The organism is Pseudomonas sp. B20(2017) (genome assembly GCF_002113125.1).
In the GTDB taxonomy this organism is placed as follows: domain Bacteria; phylum Pseudomonadota; class Gammaproteobacteria; order Pseudomonadales; family Pseudomonadaceae; genus Aquipseudomonas.
This window is the reverse complement of the sequence record NZ_NEJP01000026.1, coordinates 19,304-41,785: the sequence shown is the minus strand read 5'-3', so window position 1 is coordinate 41,785 and position 22,482 is coordinate 19,304. Positions and strand designations below refer to the sequence as shown.

24 protein-coding genes are annotated in these 22,482 nt (G+C 59.6%); 20 read left to right on the top strand and 4 right to left on the bottom strand.

The annotated features are described in order from the left end of the window. The first annotated feature begins 33 nt into the window (after positions 1–33). The 4 genes from CAF63_RS27320 to CAF63_RS27305 all read left to right on the top strand — a co-directional run bounded on the left by CAF63_RS27320 (position 34) and on the right by CAF63_RS27305 (position 2,535). A complete protein-coding gene (locus CAF63_RS27320) occupies positions 34–468 on the top strand; it encodes a helix-turn-helix domain-containing protein (protein WP_085690489.1) in 435 nt (144 codons plus the stop codon). A gap of 102 nt (positions 469–570) precedes the next feature. Next, positions 571–1,494, top strand: coding sequence for a site-specific integrase (locus CAF63_RS27315; protein ID WP_085690488.1), 924 nt, complete (start codon positions 571–573; stop codon positions 1,492–1,494). Positions 1,495–1,516: 22 nt separating this feature from the next. Further along, the gene (folE, locus tag CAF63_RS27310; RefSeq protein WP_085701133.1) at positions 1,517–2,062 is read left to right on the top strand and encodes a GTP cyclohydrolase I FolE; all 546 of its coding nucleotides are present in this window, start codon (positions 1,517–1,519) and stop codon (positions 2,060–2,062) included. A gap of 101 nt (positions 2,063–2,163) precedes the next feature. Then, the gene (locus CAF63_RS27305) at positions 2,164–2,535 is read left to right on the top strand and encodes a glutathione S-transferase N-terminal domain-containing protein (protein WP_085690486.1); all 372 of its coding nucleotides are present in this window, start codon (positions 2,164–2,166) and stop codon (positions 2,533–2,535) included. 32 nt (positions 2,536–2,567) lie between these two features. Here the strand turns inward: CAF63_RS27305 and CAF63_RS27300 are convergent, their stop codons facing one another. Next, positions 2,568–3,734: a PLP-dependent aminotransferase family protein gene (locus CAF63_RS27300; RefSeq protein WP_085690485.1), complete on the bottom strand. Its 1,167-nt coding sequence runs from the start codon at positions 3,732–3,734 to the stop codon at positions 2,568–2,570. Between the two features lie 82 nt (positions 3,735–3,816). On the opposite strand from CAF63_RS27300, the gene CAF63_RS27295 reads away from it, so the two are divergent. The 4 genes from CAF63_RS27295 to CAF63_RS27280 all read left to right on the top strand — a co-directional run bounded on the left by CAF63_RS27295 (position 3,817) and on the right by CAF63_RS27280 (position 8,322). Continuing rightward, entirely contained in the window at positions 3,817–4,260 is a 444-nt protein-coding gene (locus tag CAF63_RS27295; protein WP_085690484.1) for a MarR family winged helix-turn-helix transcriptional regulator, read from the top strand. A gap of 196 nt (positions 4,261–4,456) precedes the next feature. Further along, positions 4,457–5,806 carry an NCS2 family permease gene (locus tag CAF63_RS27290; RefSeq protein WP_007960018.1) on the top strand — a complete coding sequence of 450 codons (1,350 nt, stop codon included), beginning with the start codon at positions 4,457–4,459 and terminating at the stop codon, positions 5,804–5,806. A gap of 87 nt (positions 5,807–5,893) precedes the next feature. Further along, positions 5,894–6,523 (top strand): LysE family translocator, encoded by a 630-nt coding sequence (locus CAF63_RS27285; protein WP_085690483.1) that lies wholly within the window; start codon positions 5,894–5,896, stop codon positions 6,521–6,523. 158 nt (positions 6,524–6,681) lie between these two features. Further along, a complete protein-coding gene (locus CAF63_RS27280; RefSeq protein WP_085690482.1) occupies positions 6,682–8,322 on the top strand; it encodes a hypothetical protein in 1,641 nt (546 codons plus the stop codon). Between the two features lie 105 nt (positions 8,323–8,427). Here CAF63_RS27280 and uraH read toward each other — a convergent pair whose 3' ends face one another. Next, the gene (uraH, locus tag CAF63_RS27275; RefSeq protein ID WP_011333195.1) at positions 8,428–8,781 is read right to left on the bottom strand and encodes a hydroxyisourate hydrolase; all 354 of its coding nucleotides are present in this window, start codon (positions 8,779–8,781) and stop codon (positions 8,428–8,430) included. A 430-nt stretch (positions 8,782–9,211) separates the two neighbouring features. Between uraH and puuE the strand changes: the two genes are divergently transcribed. The 8 genes from puuE (at position 9,212) to CAF63_RS27235 (ending at position 17,357) form a co-directional block, all read left to right on the top strand. Then, positions 9,212–10,138: an allantoinase PuuE gene (gene puuE / locus CAF63_RS27270; protein ID WP_007960032.1), complete on the top strand. Its 927-nt coding sequence runs from the start codon at positions 9,212–9,214 to the stop codon at positions 10,136–10,138. Next, on the top strand, positions 10,135–10,650 hold the full coding sequence (uraD, locus tag CAF63_RS27265) for a 2-oxo-4-hydroxy-4-carboxy-5-ureidoimidazoline decarboxylase (protein WP_085690481.1): 516 nt from the start codon (positions 10,135–10,137) through the stop codon (positions 10,648–10,650). The genes puuE and uraD overlap by 4 nt, the downstream gene beginning before the upstream one ends. Positions 10,651–10,740: 90 nt before the next feature. Continuing rightward, positions 10,741–11,736 carry an allantoicase gene (gene alc / locus CAF63_RS27260; protein ID WP_007960036.1) on the top strand — a complete coding sequence of 332 codons (996 nt, stop codon included), beginning with the start codon at positions 10,741–10,743 and terminating at the stop codon, positions 11,734–11,736. A gap of 116 nt (positions 11,737–11,852) precedes the next feature. Continuing rightward, entirely contained in the window at positions 11,853–12,356 is a 504-nt protein-coding gene (locus CAF63_RS27255) for an ureidoglycolate lyase (RefSeq protein WP_027613342.1), read from the top strand. A gap of 51 nt (positions 12,357–12,407) precedes the next feature. Beyond that, entirely contained in the window at positions 12,408–13,721 is a 1,314-nt protein-coding gene (locus tag CAF63_RS27250; protein WP_085690480.1) for a urate hydroxylase PuuD, read from the top strand. Between the two features lie 170 nt (positions 13,722–13,891). Next, positions 13,892–15,250 carry a nucleobase:cation symporter-2 family protein gene (locus CAF63_RS27245; protein WP_085690479.1) on the top strand — a complete coding sequence of 453 codons (1,359 nt, stop codon included), beginning with the start codon at positions 13,892–13,894 and terminating at the stop codon, positions 15,248–15,250. Positions 15,251–15,410: 160 nt separating this feature from the next. Next, positions 15,411–16,196 carry an outer membrane protein OmpK gene (locus tag CAF63_RS27240; protein ID WP_085690478.1) on the top strand — a complete coding sequence of 262 codons (786 nt, stop codon included), beginning with the start codon at positions 15,411–15,413 and terminating at the stop codon, positions 16,194–16,196. 372 nt (positions 16,197–16,568) lie between these two features. Next, complete coding sequence (locus CAF63_RS27235; RefSeq protein WP_085690477.1) at positions 16,569–17,357, top strand: outer membrane protein OmpK; 789 nt, start codon at positions 16,569–16,571, stop codon at positions 17,355–17,357. 123 nt (positions 17,358–17,480) lie between these two features. On the opposite strand, the gene CAF63_RS27230 is transcribed toward CAF63_RS27235, so the two are convergent. Continuing rightward, a complete protein-coding gene (locus CAF63_RS27230) occupies positions 17,481–18,653 on the bottom strand; it encodes a patatin-like phospholipase family protein (RefSeq protein WP_085690476.1) in 1,173 nt (390 codons plus the stop codon). A gap of 35 nt (positions 18,654–18,688) precedes the next feature. After that, positions 18,689–19,621: a lipid A biosynthesis lauroyl acyltransferase gene (locus CAF63_RS27225; RefSeq protein ID WP_085690475.1), complete on the bottom strand. Its 933-nt coding sequence runs from the start codon at positions 19,619–19,621 to the stop codon at positions 18,689–18,691. 117 nt (positions 19,622–19,738) lie between these two features. On the opposite strand from CAF63_RS27225, the gene minC reads away from it, so the two are divergent. The 4 genes from minC to CAF63_RS27205 all read left to right on the top strand — a co-directional run bounded on the left by minC (position 19,739) and on the right by CAF63_RS27205 (position 22,439). After that, positions 19,739–20,476, top strand: coding sequence for a septum site-determining protein MinC (minC, locus tag CAF63_RS27220; protein WP_085690516.1), 738 nt, complete (start codon positions 19,739–19,741; stop codon positions 20,474–20,476). A gap of 169 nt (positions 20,477–20,645) precedes the next feature. After that, the gene (gene minD / locus CAF63_RS27215) at positions 20,646–21,458 is read left to right on the top strand and encodes a septum site-determining protein MinD (protein ID WP_085690474.1); all 813 of its coding nucleotides are present in this window, start codon (positions 20,646–20,648) and stop codon (positions 21,456–21,458) included. Beyond that, positions 21,458–21,712, top strand: coding sequence for a cell division topological specificity factor MinE (gene minE, locus CAF63_RS27210; protein WP_007960071.1), 255 nt, complete (start codon positions 21,458–21,460; stop codon positions 21,710–21,712). The genes minD and minE overlap by 1 nt, the downstream gene beginning before the upstream one ends. A gap of 91 nt (positions 21,713–21,803) precedes the next feature. Beyond that, positions 21,804–22,439, top strand: coding sequence for an RluA family pseudouridine synthase (locus tag CAF63_RS27205; RefSeq protein ID WP_085690473.1), 636 nt, complete (start codon positions 21,804–21,806; stop codon positions 22,437–22,439). Positions 22,440–22,482: the final 43 nt, after the last annotated feature.

The window sequence follows — 22,482 nt, the reverse complement described above, 5'->3', positions numbered from 1 at the left end:
TAAGTAGGTACACCCGTGATACCGCATGACGAAATGAGTGAAGATGAGGTGATCCGCCAGTCCCAAGTCGTGTGCGATGCTCTTAGCGACGAGGACGAGGGACTCAAGCGCGAAGTGTTAACCCACGCCGGCAATCGCTGGTCACTGGGGATCGTCCATACGCTGGGCGTATCAGGGAGACTGCGCCATGCCGAAATTGGCCGACGCCTGCATGGTGTGACTCAACGCATGCTGACTCGCAGCCTGCGGCAACTGGAGCGTGACGGATTGATCCGCCGATTCGATCACAACGAGGTACCGCCGCGGGTCGACTACGAGTTGACGGCTTTGGGGAAAAGTTTTCTGGCGCGTATGGTGCCTATGTGGACTTGGCTCATGGAGAACGCCGAGGACTTTCGCAGCGCAAGAGCCCGCTTCGATGCTGAAAACAACTCCAGGTATGCTAACCAAGCCATACACAAGACTTGATGGGGTTCTTAACTCATTTCGTCTATGTATCCGATCGGGCCAAATGCAAAGCTTGGCGGGTAATTCTTTGGGCCAAGAGTGGCCCGAAACGAATAGCTGCTTATGACCGGAACCGGGCATTTGCTTGCTCCAAACCTCGGCTCGTTCAATTTGTACTGGATGCCGTATCTGGCAATGCATCCCATCGACAGCATCACGTCAGTGATGCTGCGCAACGTGGTGGCCAATACCGAATGGCCGACACCGGGCGTGAAGCGTGCGGCGATCCAGCGCCTGACCACAGTGTTCGGTACCGCAGTGAAAGATGGCCTGATCAACCGTAACCCGGTGGAATCCATCGAGCTGCCGGTAAAGGCCAAAAAGCCCATCGATCCGTTCACGGTTGGCGAGGCCAACCAGATCATTGATCACCTATACAAGACGCTGACCCATTCAATGCGGATCTACGCGGCGTACTTCGAGTTCGCCTTCTACACCGGCATGCGCCCCAGCGAGATCGCGGCGCTGCGCTGGGAAGAGGTCGACAAGGAAAAGCGGCTGGTCAACGTGTGTCGGATCGTCGCGGACTACAAGATCGAGGAGCGCACCAAAACCCGGAATGTGCGCCAGGTCATGCTCAATAGCCGAGCGCTGAACGCCATCGAGCAAGCCGAGCGGGTGGCGCAACAACGTGCCTCGCAGAGCCGGCGCAAACGCACCGAATCAGCCTACGTATTCCCACCAACCAAGAACTTCGAGTTCATTCAACAGTCGAGCGTGACCGATAAACACTTCCAGGCTGCACTGACCGAATTGGGGATTCGCGCCCGCCGGCAATACAACTGCCGACACACTTACGCTACCATGTGCCTCATGGCGGGTATGAACCCTGCGTTTATTGCCACTCAGCTCGGTCATAGCGTTCAGATGTTGCTATCGACCTACGCCCGATGGATTAACTCCAGCACCGACTGGGGTGAACTCGGAAAGCTCGAAAACAGCTTGATTGGTACAAAATTGGTACAGACAGAAACAGTACCCCTCTGAAACCCTTATGGAATCAGCCTCTGTGACACTGGAACAGAATTACACCGCGATTCTCGGCCAACTGGGCGAGGACGTCTCCCGCGAGGGCCTACGCGACACGCCAAAGCGTGCCGCCAAAGCCATGCAGTACCTCTGCCGCGGTTATGAACAGACGCTCGAAGAGGTCACCAATGGTGCCCTGTTCAGCTCCGACAACAGCGAAATGGTGCTGGTCAAGGACATCGAGCTGTACTCGTTGTGCGAACACCACCTGCTGCCGTTCATCGGCAAGGCCCACGTCGCGTATATCCCGAGCGGCAAAGTGCTGGGCCTGTCGAAGGTCGCGCGGATCGTCGACATGTACGCCCGCCGCCTGCAGATCCAGGAAAACCTCAGCCGCCAGATCGCCGATGCGGTCCAGCAGGTCACCGGCGCGCTGGGCGTGGCCGTGGTGATCGAGGCCAAGCACATGTGCATGATGATGCGCGGTGTCGAGAAACAGAATTCGTCGATGATCACTTCGGTGATGCTCGGTGAGTTCCGCGAAAACGCAGCGACCCGCAGCGAGTTTCTCAGCCTGATCAAGTAATGCGTGACACAAAAAACCGGCGTTTATCGCCGGTTTTTTTTCGTCCGTGAAAAATCGGGTAAGCTGCGCGCCTTCTTCATTGTCCCTGTGAGGCTTGTAACGTGTTCGTCAAAGCGCTTCGTGTCGGCCTCGGCCAACTGATCATCTTCGTTGATTTCCTCACCCGCCCGGGCAAGAAACAGCGCCCCGCCGCTGCCCAGGCTCAGGTTGACGCCGCCGCGAAAGACCTGACCCTGTATCAGTTCCACGCCTGCCCGTTCTGCGTGAAGACCCGCCGCAGCCTGCGTCGCCTGAACGTTCCGGTGGCCCTGAAGGATGCGAAGAATAACGAGCACGATCGCCAGACCCTGCTGGAACAGGGCGGCAAGATCAAAGTGCCGTGCCTGCGCATCGAAGAGAACGGCCAGACCACCTGGATGTACGAGTCCAACACGATCATCGAATATTTGAACAAGCGGTTCGCCGCGCTCTGACTCAAAAAAAACCGGCCTGATGGCCGGTTTTTTTATGCGGCCTGCGCGGCCTGTGCCTGGCGCACCACCGCCGCCAGACGCTTGAGCCCTTCGTCCAGTCGGGCCGGGTCGATGTGACTGAAGTTCAGGCGCAGATGCCCGGGATTGCGATCCGGCTCGGGGAAGAACGGTTCGCCCGGCATGAACGCCACATCGTTGGCCAGCGCGGTGTTCAACAACGTGCGAGTGTCCAGCGGTTGCTTCAGGGTCAGCCAGAAAAACAGCCCGCCCTGCGGCATGTTCCAGTCCGCAAGATCGGCGAAATGGGTTTCCAGCGCCGCTTGAAAGGCATCGCGGCGCTGACGGTAGAAGCCGCGCAGTTCACTCAAGTGCTGCTGATATTTCTCACTGCCAATCCACTGCAACGCCTGCCACTGGCCAATGCGGTTGGTGTGCAGATCCGCTGACTGCTTGAGTTTGAGCAGATGCGGAAACAGATCCGGGCTGGCGATGAGATAGCCGACACGCAGGCCCGGCAGCAGGGTTTTCGACACGGTGCTGGTGTAGATCCAGCTGGATTTTTTCAGGCGCCCGGCTATTGGTTGGGCGCTGCCGCCGTCGAAGGTCAGCTCGCGATAGGGTTCGTCTTCGATCAGGGTCACGCCGAATTCGTCGAGCAACGCCGCAACTGCTTCGCGCTTGGCTTCGCTGTAGCGTACGGCGGACGGGTTCTGGAAGGTCGGGATCAGGTAGACGAACGCTGGACGATGCTGCTCCAGACGATGACGCAATTGCGCAAGGTTTGGCCCGTCAGCCTCCAGCGGCACGGTCAGGCAATCGGCACCGAACAGCTGAAAGATCTGCAACGCTGCCAGATAAGTCGGCGCTTCGAGCAGGATTTCAGTGCCCTTGTCGATGTACAGCTTGGCCGCCAGGTCGAGGGTTTGTTGGGAACCACTGACTATCAGCACCTGACTCGCCTCACACGGCAACCCCAGCCCTCTCGCCTCTGCCTCCAGTGCTTGGCGCAACGCAGGCTCACCTTCGCTCATGCCGTATTGGCCGAGAGAAACCGGCATGTCGGCCCACTCGACCTTCGGCAACATCGCTTCGGCCGGTAAGCCGCCGGCGAAAGACATCACTTCCGGGCGCTGGGCCGCGGCAAGGATTTCACGGATCAGAGAACTTTTGAGGCGTGAGACACGTTCGGAAAAAGCCATGGAAGTCACCGCTAGCGAGGCATGGGAAATATGAGTCAAACTTGTTGACTGAAATTACGACACCCTCTCTGGAAACGTCAATATGCTTGACCTTAAAAACTGCGCCAGCCAACAACAAGCCATGGAAGCGTTTTTCTTCGGTTATCAGGCGTTCACTGCCAAGGCCGATGAAATGCTCGAACGTCGCGGCTTGTCCCGAGTGCATCAACGCATCGTGTTTTTCATCGCCCGTTATCCGAATCTGAGCGTCAAGGAATTGCTCGCGTTGCTTGGCGTCAGCAAGCAGGCGTTGAACATGCCGTTGCGGCAATTGCAGGAAATGCATCTGGTGAACAGCGTGGCGTCCGAGACCGACAAGCGTAAACGCCTGCTGGAGCTGACCGTTGAAGGCGCGAAATTTGAACAGGCGCTGCGCCGCGAACAGGTGAAATTGCTTGAACGCGTCTTTGCCGAAGCGGGCGAAACGGCGGTAAACGGCTGGCTGGCGGTGAATCTGGCGCTGGGAACCAATCGCCCGAACGAGTGATATAGCTCGATCACCTGTCTTTTCGTCTACAAAACCAAAAACAATATTTGCTTTATTTGTACACAAAAGCATAATCCACAGCGTGCGAGTTCCTGACCGCATGGTCAACAAATTCGCGTATGCCTCAAAGGGCCGCTGCCACCCCTCATGGGTCCGGTCCTGGAAATAACAATAAAACTCTTGAGGAGTACTCGCTGTGGAAAGCCGCAAATCCGAAGCATCGACGCTGGAACTCTCGCCGCCGTTACGCAATGGCCTGCTGGAACGCATCTTCAAACTCAGCTTGCATGGCACCACGGTGAAGACCGAGCTGATCGCCGGTCTGACAACCTTCATCACCATGGCCTACATCATTTTCGTCAACCCGAACATCATGGCCGATGCCGGGATCGATCACGGTGCAGCCTTCGTCGCTACCTGTATCGCCGCCGCGCTGGGCTGCCTGCTGATGGGCCTCTACGCCAACTGGCCGGTGGGCCTGGCGCCGGGCATGGGCCTTAACGCGTTCTTCACTTACACCGTGGTCGGCACCATGGGCTACAACTGGGAAACCGCCCTCGGTGCGGTGTTCGTCTCGGGCGTGCTGTTCATGATCCTGACCTTTTCGCGGATTCGCGAATGGCTGCTCAACAGCATTCCGGTCAGCCTGCGCTATGCGATGGGTGCCGGTGTAGGTCTGTTCCTCGGGCTGATCGGCCTGAAAACCGCCGGCATCGTCGTCGATAGCCCGGCCACCCTGATCAAGCTCGGCTCGCTGCGTGAACCCGGTCCACTGCTTGCCGCCATCTGTTTCCTGATGATCGCGATCCTCAGCTATCACAAGGTGTTCGGTGCGATCCTCATCAGCATCATCACCGTGACCCTGGCCGGCTGGGGGATTGGTCTGGTGCACTACGAGGGCATCATGTCCGCCCCGCCAAGCCTGGCGCCAACCTTCATGGCCATGAACGTCGCGGGCGTATTCAACGTCAGCATGATCAGCGTGGTGCTGGCCTTCCTCTTCGTGCACATGTTCGACACCGCCGGCACCCTGATGGGCGTCGCCCAGCGCGCCAACCTGGTGAACGCTGACGGTCGTATCGAAAACCTTTCCCGCGCCATGAAGGCCGACAGCGCCTCCAGCGTTTTCGGCGCAGTGGTCGGTGTCCCGCCAGTGACAAGTTATGTGGAAAGTGCCGCTGGTGTAGCCGCTGGTGGTCGGACTGGTCTTACCGCAGTCACCGTGGGTGTGCTATTTATAGCCGCGATGTTCTTTGCACCGCTGGCCGGCATGATTCCCGCTTACGCCACCGCCGGTGCGCTGATTTACGTAGCGATGCTGATGATGGGCGGCATGGCGCACATCGAATGGGACGAAGCGACCGACAGCATTCCGGCGATCGTCACCGCGATCATGATGCCGCTGACCTTCTCGGTCGCCGACGGTATCGCGCTGGGCTTCATTACCTATGTCGCGCTGAAGGCCGGCACCGGTAAATACAAAGAGATCTCCGTCAGCCTGTGGGTGCTCTGCGCGATCTTCATCGCCAAGTTCATCTTCCTGTAAGCGCTACGCGGTTCACGCTTCAAAACAGCCTCACCCCACCGGGTGGGGCTTTTGCACATTCTTGATAACGATAAAAAGGAGCGAATGATGAGTCTGGAAACCTGGCTGCTGTTCAGCGGCGCTGCGCTGGTGGTGATCCTGATTCCGGGGCCGCTGTCGTTGCTGATGATCAGCAACAGTCTGAATTACGGTTTGCGCCGGTCGTATCCGGCGTTTCTTGGCGGCGTGTTCGCCTCGATCTGCCTGCTCAGTGCATCGGCGCTGGGGCTCGGCGCCCTGCTGCTGGCGTCCGAGAAACTGTTCACCGCCCTGAAGATCATCGGTGCGATCTACCTGTTCTACCTCGCCTGGCAGAGCTGGCAGCAATCGCGCCAGCCGTCGGTGGGTGCCGAAGTGCCTCAGGCTGCGCCGGTTCCTAAATTCCGCGCACTGTTCAGCAGGGCTTTCGTGCTGGGTGCGAGCAATCCGAAAGACATTTTGTTTTTCGCCGCGTTTCTGCCGCAATTCCTCAGCGCCGAACAACCGTTCCTGCCGCAATTGCTGGTGATGATCGCCACCTGGACGCTGCTCGATCTGCTGTGCAAATTGACCTACGGCCTCGGTGCCCATGGTGCAGCGCGTTACCTGCGTAGCGGCAAGGGTCAGAGCTGGTTCAACCGCATCAGCGCCGGATTGTTCGGTGGCGCAGGTGCAGCTTCCTTGCTGAGCAGCCACTGATCTTCGATGGGCATGTCGCCATTTCCTGTCGAAGTGGCGGCATCGGAAACACCCGGCATCAACTGCGTCAGCCAATAGACATATGTACTGCACGGCGCAGCCCCGGCTTGATGATGATCGAGCGCACCATCAACTGGATGCGCTGAGCATAACGATCAATGAGCCCGAAAAAACCGATCCGTCCGAAAAACCCGCCTGCTTCAAATCAAAGCACCCCGACTGTCCGCGACACGACGCCTGAAATATCCGTCAGGCAGCCGCTGCATGTCGAATATCCGCACCTCGACCAGACCGTCAACTTGCTTACCGGACAAAGCGGTCTACCCTCCTTCGCGCCGCCGACACTCCAGATCGCCGACCTGCCCGCCGAAACTCAGATTGCCCGAGTCGAAAACGACCGCCCGATCGCCGGGTACTTTCTTGCACCCCGACTGGTGGAAAGATTACCCCAGCCCGACTTGCTGACGGGATTTCGCAGGGCCGGGCCGCACACCTACGTCGATCTGACCGATGGCAGAACCGTTCTGCTCGGCACAGATCTGCAAAGCCGGCTCAGAGCCCGGTTGTCGACCGAACTTTGGGCGTCCGGCCCCCAGCTCGAGCAGGTGACAGGCACCCTGCAATGGCGCGCAGTGGCATCGGACCACTCCGTGGACAATGACGCCTCCCGATTGTCTGTCACCCGTATCACCCTATCCGGTGGCGACATACACGAGACACCAACCAAACGTCCTCGGCTTGCCGATGATGAACAACCCACCGTTGAAATGACTGGCGCGGACCGCGTGACTGGCGATGTCGACGCACTGCAGACAACAGTGCTGGACGCCTTGATCGATCCCTGGAAGACCTGGGGCATCGCTGCCCAGCATGCTTCACCCGAGGACATCAACATCAAAGGGGTCAACTACAAGACCTTGCCGCGGGGCACCGAGCCCAATGACCCCATTGTCTACGTCAAACATCCGAACCACCTGATCTACGACTACGCCACGCTGGATCGGACATTGCGGGTCGACTTACTGCAGCAACCTCGCGGCGCCATTCGTGTTCCTCCCGAATTCCATTGGGAAATCGATCCGACCCTTCCATTCCAGAGACCGATGAAGGAAACCGTTGCAACCTACTTCCCCGAGCTGGCAGACGTCACCCTGCACAACGTCACCAAACGACAGTTCATGCTTGCCAATGGCTCCGAGCTGGCGACCGGCACCGGCCTGACCCTGTTGCGCCAAGCGTTCAACGACTGGAAAACCGGCACCGTCAACCCGCGCCCGGAACTGGTAGACCCGCTACTGATGCTAGAACCACTGTCGCGATCCGGAACCGATCTCAACCAGAAGATCGAGCTGCCCGTTGCCGGCGTGAAAAACGGCCTGCGTCGACTGGATTTCGACCCGGCCCGGTTTCGACAGGAATGGAGTTATTTCATGCCGAGCCAATCGGCAGTCGATATAAAGCGCTTCGCAGCGGGGCTTCTGACACGTAATGGTTACAGCGTTTTCGAACCCAGCCCTGCACAAAGCTTCGCGGCGGTGGTCTTCCAACGGACTGGACACGATTTCGTTTTTTTCCTCAGCCTGCATCGCATCAAGGGCAGCCAGATACATCAGCCATTGAAGCTGGACCCGAACGCCTCGAATATCAGGCTGATCGATCAGGTGGGGATGGACGCTGCACAAGCCGTGGAAGCGGCCCATGCGGTGAACAAGGTGATCTGGCTCAGGGGAGGCGTACAAACGTTCTCCCCTCATCCTAATACGTTTTTCATCATCAGGGATGATTACGCCAGGCTTTGAGAGAGCGCAGTCGCGAGAATAAAAAAAAGCCCGCAGTGTGAGCGGGCGAAAGACCAAAGAAGCTATATGCGCAGTCGCTTCCCGGTGGGGGCAGCTGCTTGGGGGTCAGCTGCCCCGATAGGTGGAATAGCTGTAAGGCGAGATCAGCAACGGTACGTGGTAGTGATCCTGTTCGGCAGAGATGCCGAACCGCAGCACAACCACGTCCAGGAATGCCGGCTCCGGCAACTGGACGCCACGGGCGCGGTAGTAATCGCCGGCATGGAACTGAACCTGATAGACACCGGTACGGTAGTCATCGCCTTGCAGCAGCGGCGCATCGACCCGGCCATCGCTGTTGGTAAGCGCACTGGCGACCAATTCCAGGTGCGAACCTTCAACGCGGTACAGCTCGACCTTGATCGAGCTGCCCGGGCAACCGTGTGCAGCGTCCAAAACGTGTGTTGTCAAACGTCCCATTGATTCTGCGCGCCTGCCTGCGTGGAGCAGTCAGACTTCGCGCCTCCCGAAGTCAGTTGAAAAGGAGACCGCACCGTTTCGGAGCACGAAAAGCTGCGGCGAGCGATTTATTAAGACACTTTTCAAAAAAATTGTACACAATAAAAACGACATTTTTCCTCCTACCCCCGCCATCCTTCGATTTCACGGTGATTTGCCGTTTAACCTTGCATCCATTGAACCCCCAATCCATTAGCTGACTGGTCAGGCAGGTTTCTTGCAGGCTCACGCCAATAACAGCAAAAGATGACAGCCGGTGAAAAATGCGAAAAATCAGGCTTACAAATTGAGAATAAAGTTGTATACAATCAGCCCATCGCTGTGACGCCAGCCTGCCATCCAAACTTCAGGGCGCCACACAATCTGTCAACGAATAAGAAGGAAGACTGCAGTGAGCGCTGACTACCCACGCGACCTGATCGGTTACGGCAGTAACCCTCCTCACCCACACTGGCCGGGCAATGCCCGGATCGCCCTGTCGTTCGTACTCAATTACGAAGAAGGCGGCGAGCGCAACATTCTGCACGGCGACAAAGAATCGGAAGCCTTCCTCTCGGAAATGGTCGCGGCCCAGCCTCTGCAAGGCGCGCGCAACATGAGCATGGAATCGCTTTACGAGTATGGCAGCCGTGCCGGCGTCTGGCGGATCCTGAAACTGTTCAAGGAATTCGACATTCCGTTGACCATCTTCGCCGTGGCCATGGCCGCCCAGCGTCACCCGGACGTGATCCGCGCGATGGTCGAGGCCGGTCACGAGATCTGCAGCCACGGCTACCGCTGGATCGACTACCAGTACATGGACGAGGCGCAGGAACGCGAGCACATGCTCGAAGCGATCCGCATCCTCACCGAACTCACCGGCGAGCGTCCGCTGGGCTGGTACACCGGCCGCACCGGTCCGAACACCCGTCGACTGGTGATGGAAGAAGGCGGTTTCCTCTACGACTGCGACACCTACGACGACGACCTGCCCTACTGGGAACCGAACAACCCGACCGGCAAGCCGCACCTGGTTATCCCGTACACCCTGGACACCAACGACATGCGCTTCACCCAGGTCCAGGGTTTCAACAAGGGCGACGATTTCTTCGAATACCTCAAAGACGCGTTCGACGTGCTTTACGCCGAAGGCGCCGAAGCACCGAAGATGCTGTCGATCGGTCTGCACTGCCGTCTGGTGGGCCGTCCGGCGCGTCTGGCTTCGCTCAAGCGCTTTATCGAATACGCTAAAAGTCATGAACAGGTGTGGTTCAGCCGCCGCGTCGACATCGCGCGTCACTGGCACGAAACCCACCCGTACCAAGGGGCTGCCAAATGAGCACCTTTCAAACCCTGAAACCGTCGACCCTGAGCCGCGACGCCTTCGTCAAAGCCTTCGCCGACATCTACGAACATTCGCCATGGGTAGCCGAAAAGGCCTTCGACCTGGGCCAGGACACGTCGATCGACCAGATCGAAACCCTGCACCAGCGCATGAGCGACATTCTGTTGAGCGCCGATCACGCCAGTCAGCTGGCACTGATCAACGCTCACCCGGACCTGGCCGGCAAAGCTGCCGTCCAAGGCGAGTTGACCGAAGCCAGCACCAATGAACAGGCTGGCGCCGGTATTCACCAATGCACGGCCGAAGAGTTCCAGCGCTTCACCGAGCTGAACGACGCCTACAAAGCCAAGTTCAAGTTTCCCTTCATCATGGCGGTAAAAGGCAGCAACCGGCATCAGATCCTCGCGGCGTTCGAAACGCGCATTCACAACCCGGTCAACACCGAGTTCAAATGCGCGCTGGCGGAGATCAACAAGATCGCCCTGTTCCGATTACTGACTCTCTAGCAAGCCTGGCCCGAGAAACCTCTAGAACGCTTGTGTTTCCCAGGGCCTTGCAAGCATCCCAAGCCACTTATTTAAAGGCAGACAAGAAGAATGAAAGCTTACGCCGTACCTTTCGAGAAATTCGTCAACCTGGCCGATGCCCGTCTGGGCACCAAAATCATCTCGGTCACCGATGACTGGTTCGCAGACGCCAACCGTCTGTTTCAGCCGACCCCGGCCGTGTGGAAGGAGGGCGTGTTCGATGACAACGGCAAGTGGATGGACGGCTGGGAATCGCGCCGCAAGCGCTTCGAAGGCTACGACAGCGCGGTGATCCGCCTGGGCGTACCGGGTTCGATCAAAGGCGTGGACATCGACACTTCATTCTTCACCGGCAACTTTCCGCCATCGGCCTCGCTGGAAGCGTGCTTCCTGGCGTCGGGCGAGCCGGACGAAAACACCCAGTGGACTGAAGTGCTGTCGGCCGTCGAACTGCAGGGCAACAGCCACCACTACCACGAAATCAGCAACGACAAGGCGTTCAGCCACCTGCGCTTCAACATCTACCCGGATGGCGGCGTGGCCCGTCTGCGCGTGTACGGCATTCCGTTCCGCGACTGGTCGGCTGTCGGCGACAACGAGCAAGTCGACCTGGCTGCAGCCCTCAACGGTGGCCGCGCCCTCGCCTGCTCCGACGAACACTTCGGCCGCATGAGCAACATCCTCAACCCGGGCCGCGGCATCAACATGGGCGACGGCTGGGAAACCGCACGTCGTCGCACGCCAGGCAATGACTGGGTCATCGTCGCGCTGGGTCACCCGGGCGAGATCGAAAAAATCATCGTCGACACCCTGCACTTCAAGGGCAACTACCCGGACACCTGCTCGATCCAGGGCGCGTTCGTCAAGGGCGGCACCGACAGCCAGATCGAAACCCAGTCGCTGTTCTGGCGCGAACTGCTGCCAAGCCAGAAGCTGGAAATGCACGCCGAACACACCTTCGTCGAGCAGATCAAGGCCCTTGGCCCGATCACCCACATCCGTCTGAACGTGTTCCCGGACGGTGGCGTGAGCCGCCTGCGCGTTCTCGGCAAGGTCGCTAAATAAGCGGTGCGCCCTTCGCGAGCAAGCCCGCTCCCACATTGATCGCAACTCCTGTGGGAGCGAGCTTGCTCGCGAAAGCGTCAGATCAAACAACACAGAATTCGGAAAAGAAGAACAGCATGCGCACACTGACGATTGAACCGCTGACCAAAGAAGCCTTCGCCCCTTTCGGTGACGTGATCGAAACCGACGGCAGCGATCACTTCATGATCAACAACGGTTCGACCATGCGCTTCCACAAACTGGCGACGGTCGAAACCGCAACGCCTGAGGACAACGCGATCATCAGCATCTTCCGCGCCGACGCGCAGGACATGCCGTTGACCGTCAGCATGCTGGAACGCCATCCGCTGGGCAGCCAGGCTTTCATTCCGCTGCTCGGCAACCCCTTTCTGATCGTGGTCGCGCCACTTGGCGATGTACCTGTATCAGGCTTGGTCCGCGCCTTCGTCACCAACGGCAGGCAGGGCATCAATTACCATCGCGGCGTCTGGCACCACCCGGTGCTGACGATCGAAAAGCGGGATGACTTCCTGGTGGTTGATCGCAGTGGCACAGGCAATAACTGCGATGAGCATTTTTTCAAAGAGGATGAGCGTTTGATCCTCGCCCCCCACCAATAAGAGAAGGTCCGATCACTCGACAACAAGAGTGACGGGCGAGAGGTAAAGACTGTGGAAGCACATCTGTTGGAATGGCTGAACCTGAGCGTGCGCTGGGTTCACATGATCACTGGCGTGGCCTGGATCGGCGCGTCGTTCTACTTCGTCTGGCTGGAGAACAACCTCAACCGCGTCAACCCGAAAACCGGTCTTGCCGGTGATCTGTGGGCGATCCACGGCGGCGGTATCTATCACCTGGAAAAATACAAACTGGCCCCTCCGTCGATGCCGGAGAACCTGCACTGGTTCAAATGGGAAGCCTACTTCACCTGGATGTCGGGGATCGCGCTCCTTTGCGTGGTGTTCTACTCCAACCCCGTGCTTTACCTCGTGGCACCCGGCAGCGGCCTGTCCGGCCCTGAAGGCGTGGCCATCGGCATCGGTTCACTGATCGCCGGCTGGTTCATCTACGACTTCCTCTGCGATTCGCCTCTGGGCAAGAAACCTGCCCTGCTCGGCTTCATCCTGTTCGTGCTGATCATCGGCGCGGCGTATGGCTTCAGCAAGGTGTTCAGCGGTCGTGGTGCATACCTGCACGTCGGCGCGATCATCGGCACCATCATGGTCGGCAACGTGTTCCGCATCATCATGCCGGCGCAGCGCGCACTGGTGGCCGCGATCGCCGAGAACCGCACGCCGGATCCGGCCCTGCCGGCCAAAGGCCTGCTGCGTTCGCGTCACAACAACTACTTCACCCTGCCGGTGCTGTTCATCATGATCAGCAACCACTTCCCGAGCACTTACGGCAGCCAGTACAACTGGCTGATCCTGGCCGGGATCGCGGTGTTGGCGGTGTTGGTGCGTCACTACTTCAACACCCGTCACGACAGCCACAAGTTTGCCTGGACCCTGCCGGTTGCAGCGGTGGGCATGATCAGTCTGGCGTACGTCACCGGCCCTGCGCCGATGTCGACCGCGCCGGACGTGGCCAAGGCACCTGCGAAAATCGAGTACCAGCCGCTGCCGGAAACGGCTTTGGGTGGTGGCGCGAAGCCAGCTGAAGCGGCGCAACCAGCAGCCCCTGCTGCACCGGCCGCCGCTCCCGCTCAGGCTTCCAACGCCGGCCCGGGTTTCGACAAGGTGCACACGGTAATCCAGGAACGCTGCGCGGTCTGCCATTCGGCCAAACCGACCAGCCCGCTGTTCAGCGCTGCCCCGGCCGGTGTGATGTTCGACACCCCCGAGCAGATCCGCCAGAACGCGGCACGGATCCAGGCGCAAGCCATCACCACGCAGATCATGCCACTGGGCAACATCACACAGATGACCCAGCAGGAACGTGACCTGATCGGTGCATGGATCGCCCAGGGAGCCCAGACCAACTAAGTAGCAAAAAAGCTTCGCGAGCAAGCTCGCTCCCACACAGGTCATGCAGTACCTGTGGGAGCGAGCCTGCTCGCGAATCGCCGCAACGCGGTTTACCTGATGCAAAGAGGACAGCGGCAAGCAACCCGGCCGCTGTTCATCACAAGAATAAAAAAGATCCGAGGTGTTGCATGTCCGAGCTGTCCAAAGCGCGCATCCCCGACGCACCCGCCATTCAGCGTTTGCCCCTTTTGCAACTGATCCTGGTCGGTTTGCAACATGTACTGCTGATGTACGGCGGCGCCATCGCGGTACCGCTGATCATCGGACAGGCCGCTGGCCTGAGTCGTGAAGAAATCGCCTTCCTGATCAACGCCGACCTGCTGGTCGCCGGCATCGCCACCATCGTGCAATCCCTGGGCATCGGCCCGATGGGTATTCGCATGCCGGTGATGATGGGCGCCAGTTTCGCCGCCGTCGGCAGCATGGTCGCCATGGCCGGCATGCCGGGCATCGGTCTGCAGGGAATCTTCGGCGCCACCATCGCCGCCGGGTTCTTCGGCATGATCATCGCGCCGTTCATGTCCAAGGTCGTACGCTTCTTCCCTCCCCTGGTGACCGGCACGGTCATCACCTCGATCGGTTTGTCGCTGTTTCCCGTGGCCGTGAACTGGGCCGGTGGCGGCGCTGGCGCCGCTCAATTCGGTTCACCGATTTACCTGGCCATCGCCGCACTGGTGCTGGCCACCATTCTGTTGATCCACCGCTTCATGCGCGGTTTCTGGGTCAACATTTCCGTGCTGATCGGCATGTGCCTGGGCTACGTGCTCTGCGGCGCCATCGGCATGGTTGACCTGAGCGGCATGGCCAACGCGCCGTGGGTTCAGTTCGTCACCCCGCTGCATTTCGGCATGCCGAAGTTCGAACTGGCACCGATCCTGTCGATGTGTCTGGTGGTGGTGATCATCTTCGTCGAGTCCACCGGGATGTTCCTTGCGCTGGGCAAGATCACCGGCCAGGAAGTCTGCCCGCGCATGCTGCGTCGCGGCTTGCTGTGTGATGCCGGCGCGTCGTTCTTCGCCGGGTTCTTCAACACCTTCACTCACTCCTCCTTCGCACAGAACATCGGCCTGGTGCAGATGACCGGCGTGCGTTGCCGTTCGGTGACCATCGTCGCCGGCGGTTTGCTGATCGTCCTGAGTCTGCTGCCGAAAGCGGCGTTCCTGGTGGCGTCGATTCCACCGGCGGTGCTCGGCGGCGCGGCGATTGCGATGTTCGGCATGGTGGCCGCCACCGGCATCAAGATCCTGCAAGAGGCCGACATCGGCGACCGTCGCAACCAATTGCTGGTAGCCGTGAGCATCGGCATGGGCCTGATCCCGGTGGTGCGTCCGGAGTTCTTCGCCCACCTGCCATTGTGGATGAGCCCGATCACCCACAGCGGGATCGCCATGGCCACCCTCAGCGCGCTGACGCTGAACCTGTTGTTCAACATTCTCGGTGGCGCCGAACGCGCCGCGATCAACGACTGCCACGCACACCAACATTAACAGCGACATAGAAATCCCCTTGTGGGAGCGGGCTTGCTCGCGAAAGGGCCATGTCAGTCACCATCACTGTTGAATGACCCACCGCTTTCGCGAGCAAGCCCGCTCCCACAGGGGTCAGCAACGCCCTGCCTCAAACAATAAAAACAAGAGGGAGCAACAGATGATCCGGACTCAAACCAACGTATTGTTGAGCGGCGGCCTGCTCGCCGCATCGCAAGCCATGGCCGGCGATTTATTGCTGTGGCAGACCAACAGCCTGAGCTTCCTGTACGGCAGGAACTTCGCGATCAACCCGTCGATTCAGCAGACGGTGACATTCGAGCACGCCGACAAGTGGAAGTACGGCGACAACTTCCTGTTCGTCGACAAGATCTTCTACAACGGCCAGGAAGACCGCAACAAAGGCCCCCACGCGTTCTACGGCGAATTCAGCCCGCGCCTGTCGTTCGGCAAGATCTTCGACAAGAAACTGGAGTTCGGCCCGATCAAGGACGTGCTGCTGGCCATGACCTACGAGTACGGCGAAGGCGACAGCGAGGCCTACCTGATCGGCCCCGGCTTCGACCTCAAGGTGCCGGGCTTCAACTATTTCACCCTGAATTTCTATCGCCGCCAGACCGAAGGCCCGCGCCCCGGCGACGGCGTCTGGCAGATCACTCCCGGCTGGTCCTACAGCATTCCCGTGGGCAATTCCGACCTGCTGATCGACGGCTATCTGGACTGGGTGGTCGACAACGACCAGAACTCACGTGGCACCTATCACGCCAACCTGCACATCAACCCGCAGATCAAATACGACCTGGGCAAAGCCCTCGGCTGGGGTGAAAAGCAGGTGTACGTCGGCACCGAATACAGCTACTGGAAAAACAAATACGGGGTCGAAAGCACCCACAGTTTCGACACCAACCAGAACACCGCCAGCCTGCTGGTGAAGGTGCACTTCTAAGATGACCCGCAACCGTGCCCCCTACCTGTCGTCGGTGCTCTGTTGCGGGGCACTTGAGGCCTGGCCGTTGAGTCAGTATTCTCCGCGGCCTCCTGAATTCGGTCTAAAAAAAAGCCCGAATTTAATTCCTGACCGAAAAGCCAACTTATCCCGGCCGCGGTCAGTACCGAGGCATCCCGAAAACACGCTCAATCGACTGTTTTTCAGCAGCCGACGGGCGTTTTTTTGCTTTTCGAAAAGCCTTGGCTCAGCTCTTGCTAACAGCATGAAAGCTGACCGGATGGATGACTTTTGCTGCAACGAAAAAAGGCGCCACACCAGAGCGCCGACTCAAAAAAATAAACGTGGAACACCTACTTTGGGAGCAACCGAATGAAACGTATGTGCACCAGCCTGATGCTTGCGGGATCACTGCTGGCCGGGGGCCAGGCCATGGCCGACGACGGCCTGCTGCAATGGCAGAACAACAGCCTGACCTACCTCTATGGCAAGGACTTTCAGGTCAACCCGCGCATCCAGCAGACCGTCACCTTCGAGCACGCCGATGCCTGGAAGTACGGGGACAACTTCCTGTTCGTCGACAAGATTTTCTACAACGGCAAGCCTGATGGCGGCGTCGGCAACAACACCTACTACGGTGAATTCAGCCCGCGCCTGTCGCTCGGCAAGATTTTCGACCAGAAGATCGAATTCGGCCCGGTCAAAGACGTGCTGGTAGCCATGACCTACGAATTTGGCGAGGGTGACGTCGAGTCGTACCTGATCGGTCCAGGTTTCGACCTGGCAATCCCCGGCTTCGACTACTTCCAGCTGAACTTCTACCAGCGTCACACTGAAGGCTCCCGTGCCGGTGACAACGTCTGGCAGATCACCCCGGTCTGGTCCTACACCATTCCGGTCGGCGACTCGAATATCCTGATCGACGGCTTCATGGACTGGGTGGTCGACAACGACTCCAACTCCAAGGGTAACTACCACGCCAACCTGCACTTCAACCCGCAGATCAAATATGACTTGGGCAAGGCGCTGAACCTCGGCGAGAAGCAGTTGTATGTGGGTGTCGAGTACGACTACTGGTCGGACAAGTACGGGATCAAGGACAGCCAGTACTTCAAGACCGATCAGAGCAACACCAGCTTCCTGGTGAAGTTCCACTTCTGATCCTGGTGTCAGTGGCGTCTGAAAGGACGCCTTCGCGAGCAAGCCCGCTCCCACACTGGTTTTGTGTCGTTCACAAAACCAGTGTGGGAGCGGGCTTGCTCGCGAATGGCGGCACCACAAATCTCAAGCGGGAGCCAACGCCTCGCCGATCCCGAGAAACCGGCACAACTCATCGCGCTTGGCCAAGGCATCGCGCCGCCCAAGGTCGATCAATTCGCTGCAATACCCCGCCTCGAACAGCAAGTAACTCAACACCCCTGCCCCGCTCGTCTTGGTCGCCCCCGGCCCACGCAAGAACAACCGCAACGCCGCCGGCAGTTCCTGGCGATGCCGCGCCGCGATTTCATCGATCGGCTGACTTGGTGAAATCACCAGCACTTCCACCGGCGCCACACCCAGCGCGCGGGTCGGCGTGCCTTCGGGCATCAGCCGGCTGAACTGGTTGAGACGCTGAAGCAGTTCGATATCGCTTTCCAGGCTATCAATGAAGGTGCTGTTGAGCATGTGCCCGCCGATCTGCGCCAGTGTCGGCTGTTGACCGGTGTAGGTGCGCTCCAGTGGTTGCGCCGGGTCGAATCCGCGCGGGTTGCCGCTGACACCCACCACCAGCACCCGGCTCGCGCCCAGGTGCAGCGCCGGGCTGATCGGCGCCGACTGTCGCACCGCGCCATCACCGAAATACTCCTCGCCGATTTTCACCGGCGCGAACAACAGCGGGATCGCCGAACTGGCCAGCAAGTGCTCCACCGACAACTGCGTCGGCACACCGATGCGCCGGTGACGCAGCCAGGAATCGATGGTGCCGCCGCCCTGATAGAAGGTCACGGCTTGCCCGGACTCGTAGCCGAACGCCGTCACCGCCACTGCGTGCAATTGCTTGCGGGCAATGGATTCGGCGATGCCGGGCATGTGCAGCTTTTCATTGAGAAGATGACGCAGCGGCGAACTGTTGAGCAGCGCCACCGGCATTTGCCGGCCCATGCCCAACAGGCTGTGGCTGACGAAACGACTGGCCTGGCGAATCACCCCCGGCCAGTCGCTGCGCAACACGCGATGGCTGCGAAAGCCTTGCCAGAACAGCGTCAGGCGTTCGATGGCCGCGCGAAAATCGGTCGCACCGCTGGCCAGGCTGACCGCGTTGATCGCCCCGGCTGACGTGCCGACGATCACCGGAAACGGATTGTCCGCCCCCAGCGGCAGCAATTCGGCAATCGCCGCCAGCACCCCCACCTGATACGCCGCCCGAGCCCCGCCGCCGGAAAGAATCAAACCTGTGACCGGTTCAGCTGGGCTCATCGCAACGCTCCGTGGTGCATGTGGGGATGGGTCAATCAACCGCGTTTGGCGTACAGCTTCGGCTCGCCCGGTGGCCGGCTCTTGAAGCGTCGGTGTGCCCACAGGTATTGCTCGGGGCACTCACGCAACACGCCCTCGACCCACTGATTGATGCGGATGCAGTCGGCTTCTTCGGTCTCGCCCGGAAAACCTTCCAGCGGCGGATGAATCATCAGCCGATAACCGCTGCCGTCGGCCAGACGCTCCTGAGTGAACGGCACCACCAATGCCTTGCCCAACCGGGCGAACTTGCTGGTGGCGGTCACGGTTGCGGCCTGAATGCCGAACAGCGGCACGAAGATGCTTTGCTTGGCGCCGTAGTCCTGATCCGGCGCGTACCAGATCGCCCGGCCGGCGCGCAGCAGCTTGAGCATGCCGCGCACGTCGTCGCGCTCCACCGCCAGCGAATCGAGATTGTGCCGCTCGCGGCCCTGACGCTGGATGAAGTCGAACAATGGGTTCTTGTGTTCGCGGTACATGCCGTCGATGGTGTGCTGCTGACCGAGCAGCGCGGCGCCGATTTCCAGGGTGGTGAAATGCACCGCCATCAGAATCACGCCCTTGCCTTCGCGCTGGGCCTTTTGCAGGTGCTCCAGGCCTTCGACGTGGGCCAGTTTCGCCAGACGCTGACGCGACCACCACCAACTCATCGCCATTTCAAAGAAAGCGATGCCGGTGGAAGCGAAGTTTTCCTTGAGCAGGCGCTTGCGTTCGGCGGCGGATTTTTCCGGGAAACACAGTTCCAGATTGCGCTTGGCAATGCGCCGCCGGTCGCCGGCGAAGCGATACATCAGGGCACCGAGAAAGCGACCGATGGCCAGCAAGGCCGGATACGGCAGCTGCACGATCAGCCACAACAGCCCGAGGCCGCACCAGAGCGGCCAGAAGCGTGGGGCAAGAAATGCTTTTCGAAAACGCGGGCGATCCATTAAAGCTTCCGTAAATACAGTGGTCGCGCATTCTACATCGTTCGACCCGGCTTGCGGCCTGCGGGCGTTCTCGTTATAAGTCTCGGCACTTTTAGTGACAAGCCGTTGTATGCCGACATGAGCCAAACCGAACCGAAAGACCAAGATCCCGTGTTCCAGCTGAAGGGCAGCATGCTCGCCATTACAGTGCTGGAGCTGTCCCGCAACGACCTGGACAGCCTCGATCGGCAATTGGCCGCCAAAGTCGCCCAGGCACCGAATTTCTTCAGCAACGCGCCGCTGGTTCTGGCGCTGGACAAACTGCCACCAGGCGAAGGCGCCGTCGACCTGCCGGGCCTGATGCGCGTGTGCCGCCAGCATGGCCTGCGCACCCTGGCGATCCGCGCCAGCCGCATCGAAGACATTGCCGCCGCCATCGCCATCGACATCCCGGTGCTGCCGCCGTCCGGCGCCCGCGAGCGACCGCTGGAAAGCGCCGAACCCGTCGCACCGAAGAAGCCGGAAAAACCGCCGGAGCCAACCGTTAAACCGACCCGCGTCATCACCACGCCAGTACGTGGTGGCCAACAGATATATGCGCAAGGTGGCGATCTGGTCGTGGTTTCCTCGGTCAGTCCGGGGGCGGAACTTCTCGCCGATGGCAACATCCATGTATACGGCCCGATGCGCGGTCGTGCGCTGGCCGGGGTCAAGGGTGACACCAAGGCGCGGATTTTCTGTCAGCAATTGAGCGCTGAACTGATCTCCATCGCAGGCCATTACAAGGTTTCCGAGGACCTGCGTCGCGATCCGATGTGGGGTTCCGGCGTACAGGTCAGCCTGTCGGGCGACGTGTTGAACATCATTCGGCTTTAACGGATACTGCCGCATTTTCCAAGCATCTCTAAAACGTAGCGAAAACGGCTCAAACGAAGTAGGAAAAAGGCCAAAAGCCAAATTCCAGCCAAGGCTGTCCGACTGCAGTAGTTTTCAAGAGATGTTTTTCAGGGGCTGAACAGTCCTTCTTCCTTAGGGGTGAAACACCTTGGCCAAGATTCTCGTGGTTACATCCGGCAAGGGTGGTGTGGGTAAGACCACCACCAGCGCCGCTATCGGTACCGGCCTCGCTCTGCGCGGCCACAAAACAGTGATCGTCGACTTCGACGTGGGCTTGCGTAACCTTGACCTGATCATGGGTTGCGAGCGCCGCGTGGTGTATGACTTCGTCAACGTGGTGAACGGCGAAGCCAACCTGCAACAGGCCCTGATCAAAGACAAGCGCCTGGAAAACCTCTACGTGCTGGCCGCCAGCCAGACCCGCGACAAAGATGCGCTGACCCAGGAAGGCGTGGAAAAAGTCCTGATGGAGCTCAAGGAACAATTCGAGTTCGTCGTCTGCGACTCCCCGGCGGGTATCGAAAAAGGCGCGCACCTGGCCATGTACTTCGCTGACGAAGCGATCGTCGTGACCAACCCTGAAGTGTCCTCGGTACGTGACTCCGACCGCATGCTCGGCCTGCTGGCCAGCAAGTCCCGTCGCGCCGAAAAAGGCGAAGAGCCGATCCAGGAACACCTGCTGATCACCCGCTACCACCCGGAGCGCGTCGAGAAAGGCGAAATGCTGGGCGTCGAAGACGTCAAGGAAATCCTCGCCGTGCGCCTGCTGGGCGTCATTCCGGAATCCCAGGCCGTACTCAAGGCCTCCAACCAGGGCGTACCTGTGATCCTCGATGATCAAAGCGACGCCGGCCAGGCCTACAGCGATACTGTAGATCGTCTGCTGGGCAAGGAAAAAGAACACCGGTTCCTGAATGTCGAGAAGAAGGGATTCTTCGAGCGTCTGTTTGGAGGTAGGTAATGAACCTTTTTGACTTCTTTCGTGCCAACAAAAAGCCAAGTACCGCCTCGGTCGCGAAAGAGCGTCTACAGATCATCGTGGCGCATGAACGCGGCCAGCGCAGCACCCCTGACTACCTGCCATCCTTGCAGAAGGAACTGGTGGAAGTGATCCGCAAGTACGTCAACATCGGCAACGACGACGTGCACGTGGCACTGGAGAGCCAGGGCAGCTGCTCGATTCTGGAACTCAACATCACCCTGCCAGACCGCTGAGTCGATCCGGCAGGAACGACGGCGGCTCAGGGCCCTTCCGACACCGGAGGGGCCCTGAGCCGCCGTTGGCATTTGTTACGAGGCTGTTTTAATGCCGTTGTCCAACGTCCAAATCATTCATCAGGACGCCGCCGTTCTGGTGGTGAACAAACCGACCCTGTTGCTCTCCGTCCCCGGCCGGGCCGACGACAACAAGGACTGCCTGATCACCCGCCTGCAGGAAAACGGCTACCCGGAAGCCCGTATCGTCCACCGCCTGGACTGGGAAACGTCGGGGATCATTCTGCTGGCCCGTGACGCCGACACCCACCGCGAACTGTCGCGCCAGTTTCACGATCGTGAAACAGAGAAATCCTACACTGCGCTCTGCTGGGGTCAGCCGGAACTGGACAGCGGCAGCATTGACCTGCCATTGCGCTACGACCCGCCGACCAAGCCGCGCCACGTGGTCGACCACGAATTCGGCAAACACGCCCTGACCTTCTGGCGTGTGCTGGAGCGTTGTGGCGACTGGTGTCGCGTCGAGCTCACGCCGATCACCGGGCGTTCGCACCAATTGCGCGTGCACATGCTGTCGATTGGTCACCCGTTGCTCGGTGACGGTCTCTACGCCCACGAGCAAGCCCTCGCGGCCTGGCCGCGACTGTGCCTGCACGCGAGCATGCTCAGCTTCACCCACCCACAGTCCGGCGAACGCTTGCGCTTCGAATGCCCGGCACCGTTTTAAGCACTGCCTGACCGGCAGTCGCCCGTTTTAAAGGATTTTGTTC

Excerpts from the sequence above, each read along its gene's own strand:
- CAF63_RS27300 (WP_085690485.1), bottom strand. The coding sequence starts at position 3,734 with ATGGCTTTTTCCGAACGTGTCTCACGCCTCAAAAGTTCTCTGATCCGT.
- CAF63_RS27295 (WP_085690484.1), top strand. The coding sequence starts at position 3,817 with ATGCTTGACCTTAAAAACTGCGCCAGCCAACAACAAGCCATGGAAGCG.
- CAF63_RS27320 (WP_085690489.1), top strand. The coding sequence starts at position 34 with ATGAGTGAAGATGAGGTGATCCGCCAGTCCCAAGTCGTGTGCGATGCT.
- uraD (WP_085690481.1), top strand. The coding sequence starts at position 10,135 with ATGAGCACCTTTCAAACCCTGAAACCGTCGACCCTGAGCCGCGACGCC.
- CAF63_RS27240 (WP_085690478.1), top strand. The coding sequence starts at position 15,411 with ATGATCCGGACTCAAACCAACGTATTGTTGAGCGGCGGCCTGCTCGCC.
- CAF63_RS27205 (WP_085690473.1), top strand. The coding sequence starts at position 21,804 with ATGCCGTTGTCCAACGTCCAAATCATTCATCAGGACGCCGCCGTTCTG.
- CAF63_RS27255 (WP_027613342.1), top strand. The coding sequence starts at position 11,853 with ATGCGCACACTGACGATTGAACCGCTGACCAAAGAAGCCTTCGCCCCT.
- CAF63_RS27235 (WP_085690477.1), top strand. The coding sequence starts at position 16,569 with ATGAAACGTATGTGCACCAGCCTGATGCTTGCGGGATCACTGCTGGCC.
- minE (WP_007960071.1), top strand. The coding sequence starts at position 21,458 with ATGAACCTTTTTGACTTCTTTCGTGCCAACAAAAAGCCAAGTACCGCC.
- CAF63_RS27315 (WP_085690488.1), top strand. The coding sequence starts at position 571 with ATGACCGGAACCGGGCATTTGCTTGCTCCAAACCTCGGCTCGTTCAAT.
- CAF63_RS27285 (WP_085690483.1), top strand. The coding sequence starts at position 5,894 with ATGAGTCTGGAAACCTGGCTGCTGTTCAGCGGCGCTGCGCTGGTGGTG.
- CAF63_RS27245 (WP_085690479.1), top strand. The coding sequence starts at position 13,892 with ATGTCCGAGCTGTCCAAAGCGCGCATCCCCGACGCACCCGCCATTCAG.
- alc (WP_007960036.1), top strand. The coding sequence starts at position 10,741 with ATGAAAGCTTACGCCGTACCTTTCGAGAAATTCGTCAACCTGGCCGAT.
- CAF63_RS27225 (WP_085690475.1), bottom strand. The coding sequence starts at position 19,621 with ATGGATCGCCCGCGTTTTCGAAAAGCATTTCTTGCCCCACGCTTCTGG.
- CAF63_RS27230 (WP_085690476.1), bottom strand. The coding sequence starts at position 18,653 with ATGAGCCCAGCTGAACCGGTCACAGGTTTGATTCTTTCCGGCGGCGGG.
- CAF63_RS27280 (WP_085690482.1), top strand. The coding sequence starts at position 6,682 with ATGAGCCCGAAAAAACCGATCCGTCCGAAAAACCCGCCTGCTTCAAAT.
- uraH (WP_011333195.1), bottom strand. The coding sequence starts at position 8,781 with ATGGGACGTTTGACAACACACGTTTTGGACGCTGCACACGGTTGCCCG.
- minC (WP_085690516.1), top strand. The coding sequence starts at position 19,739 with ATGAGCCAAACCGAACCGAAAGACCAAGATCCCGTGTTCCAGCTGAAG.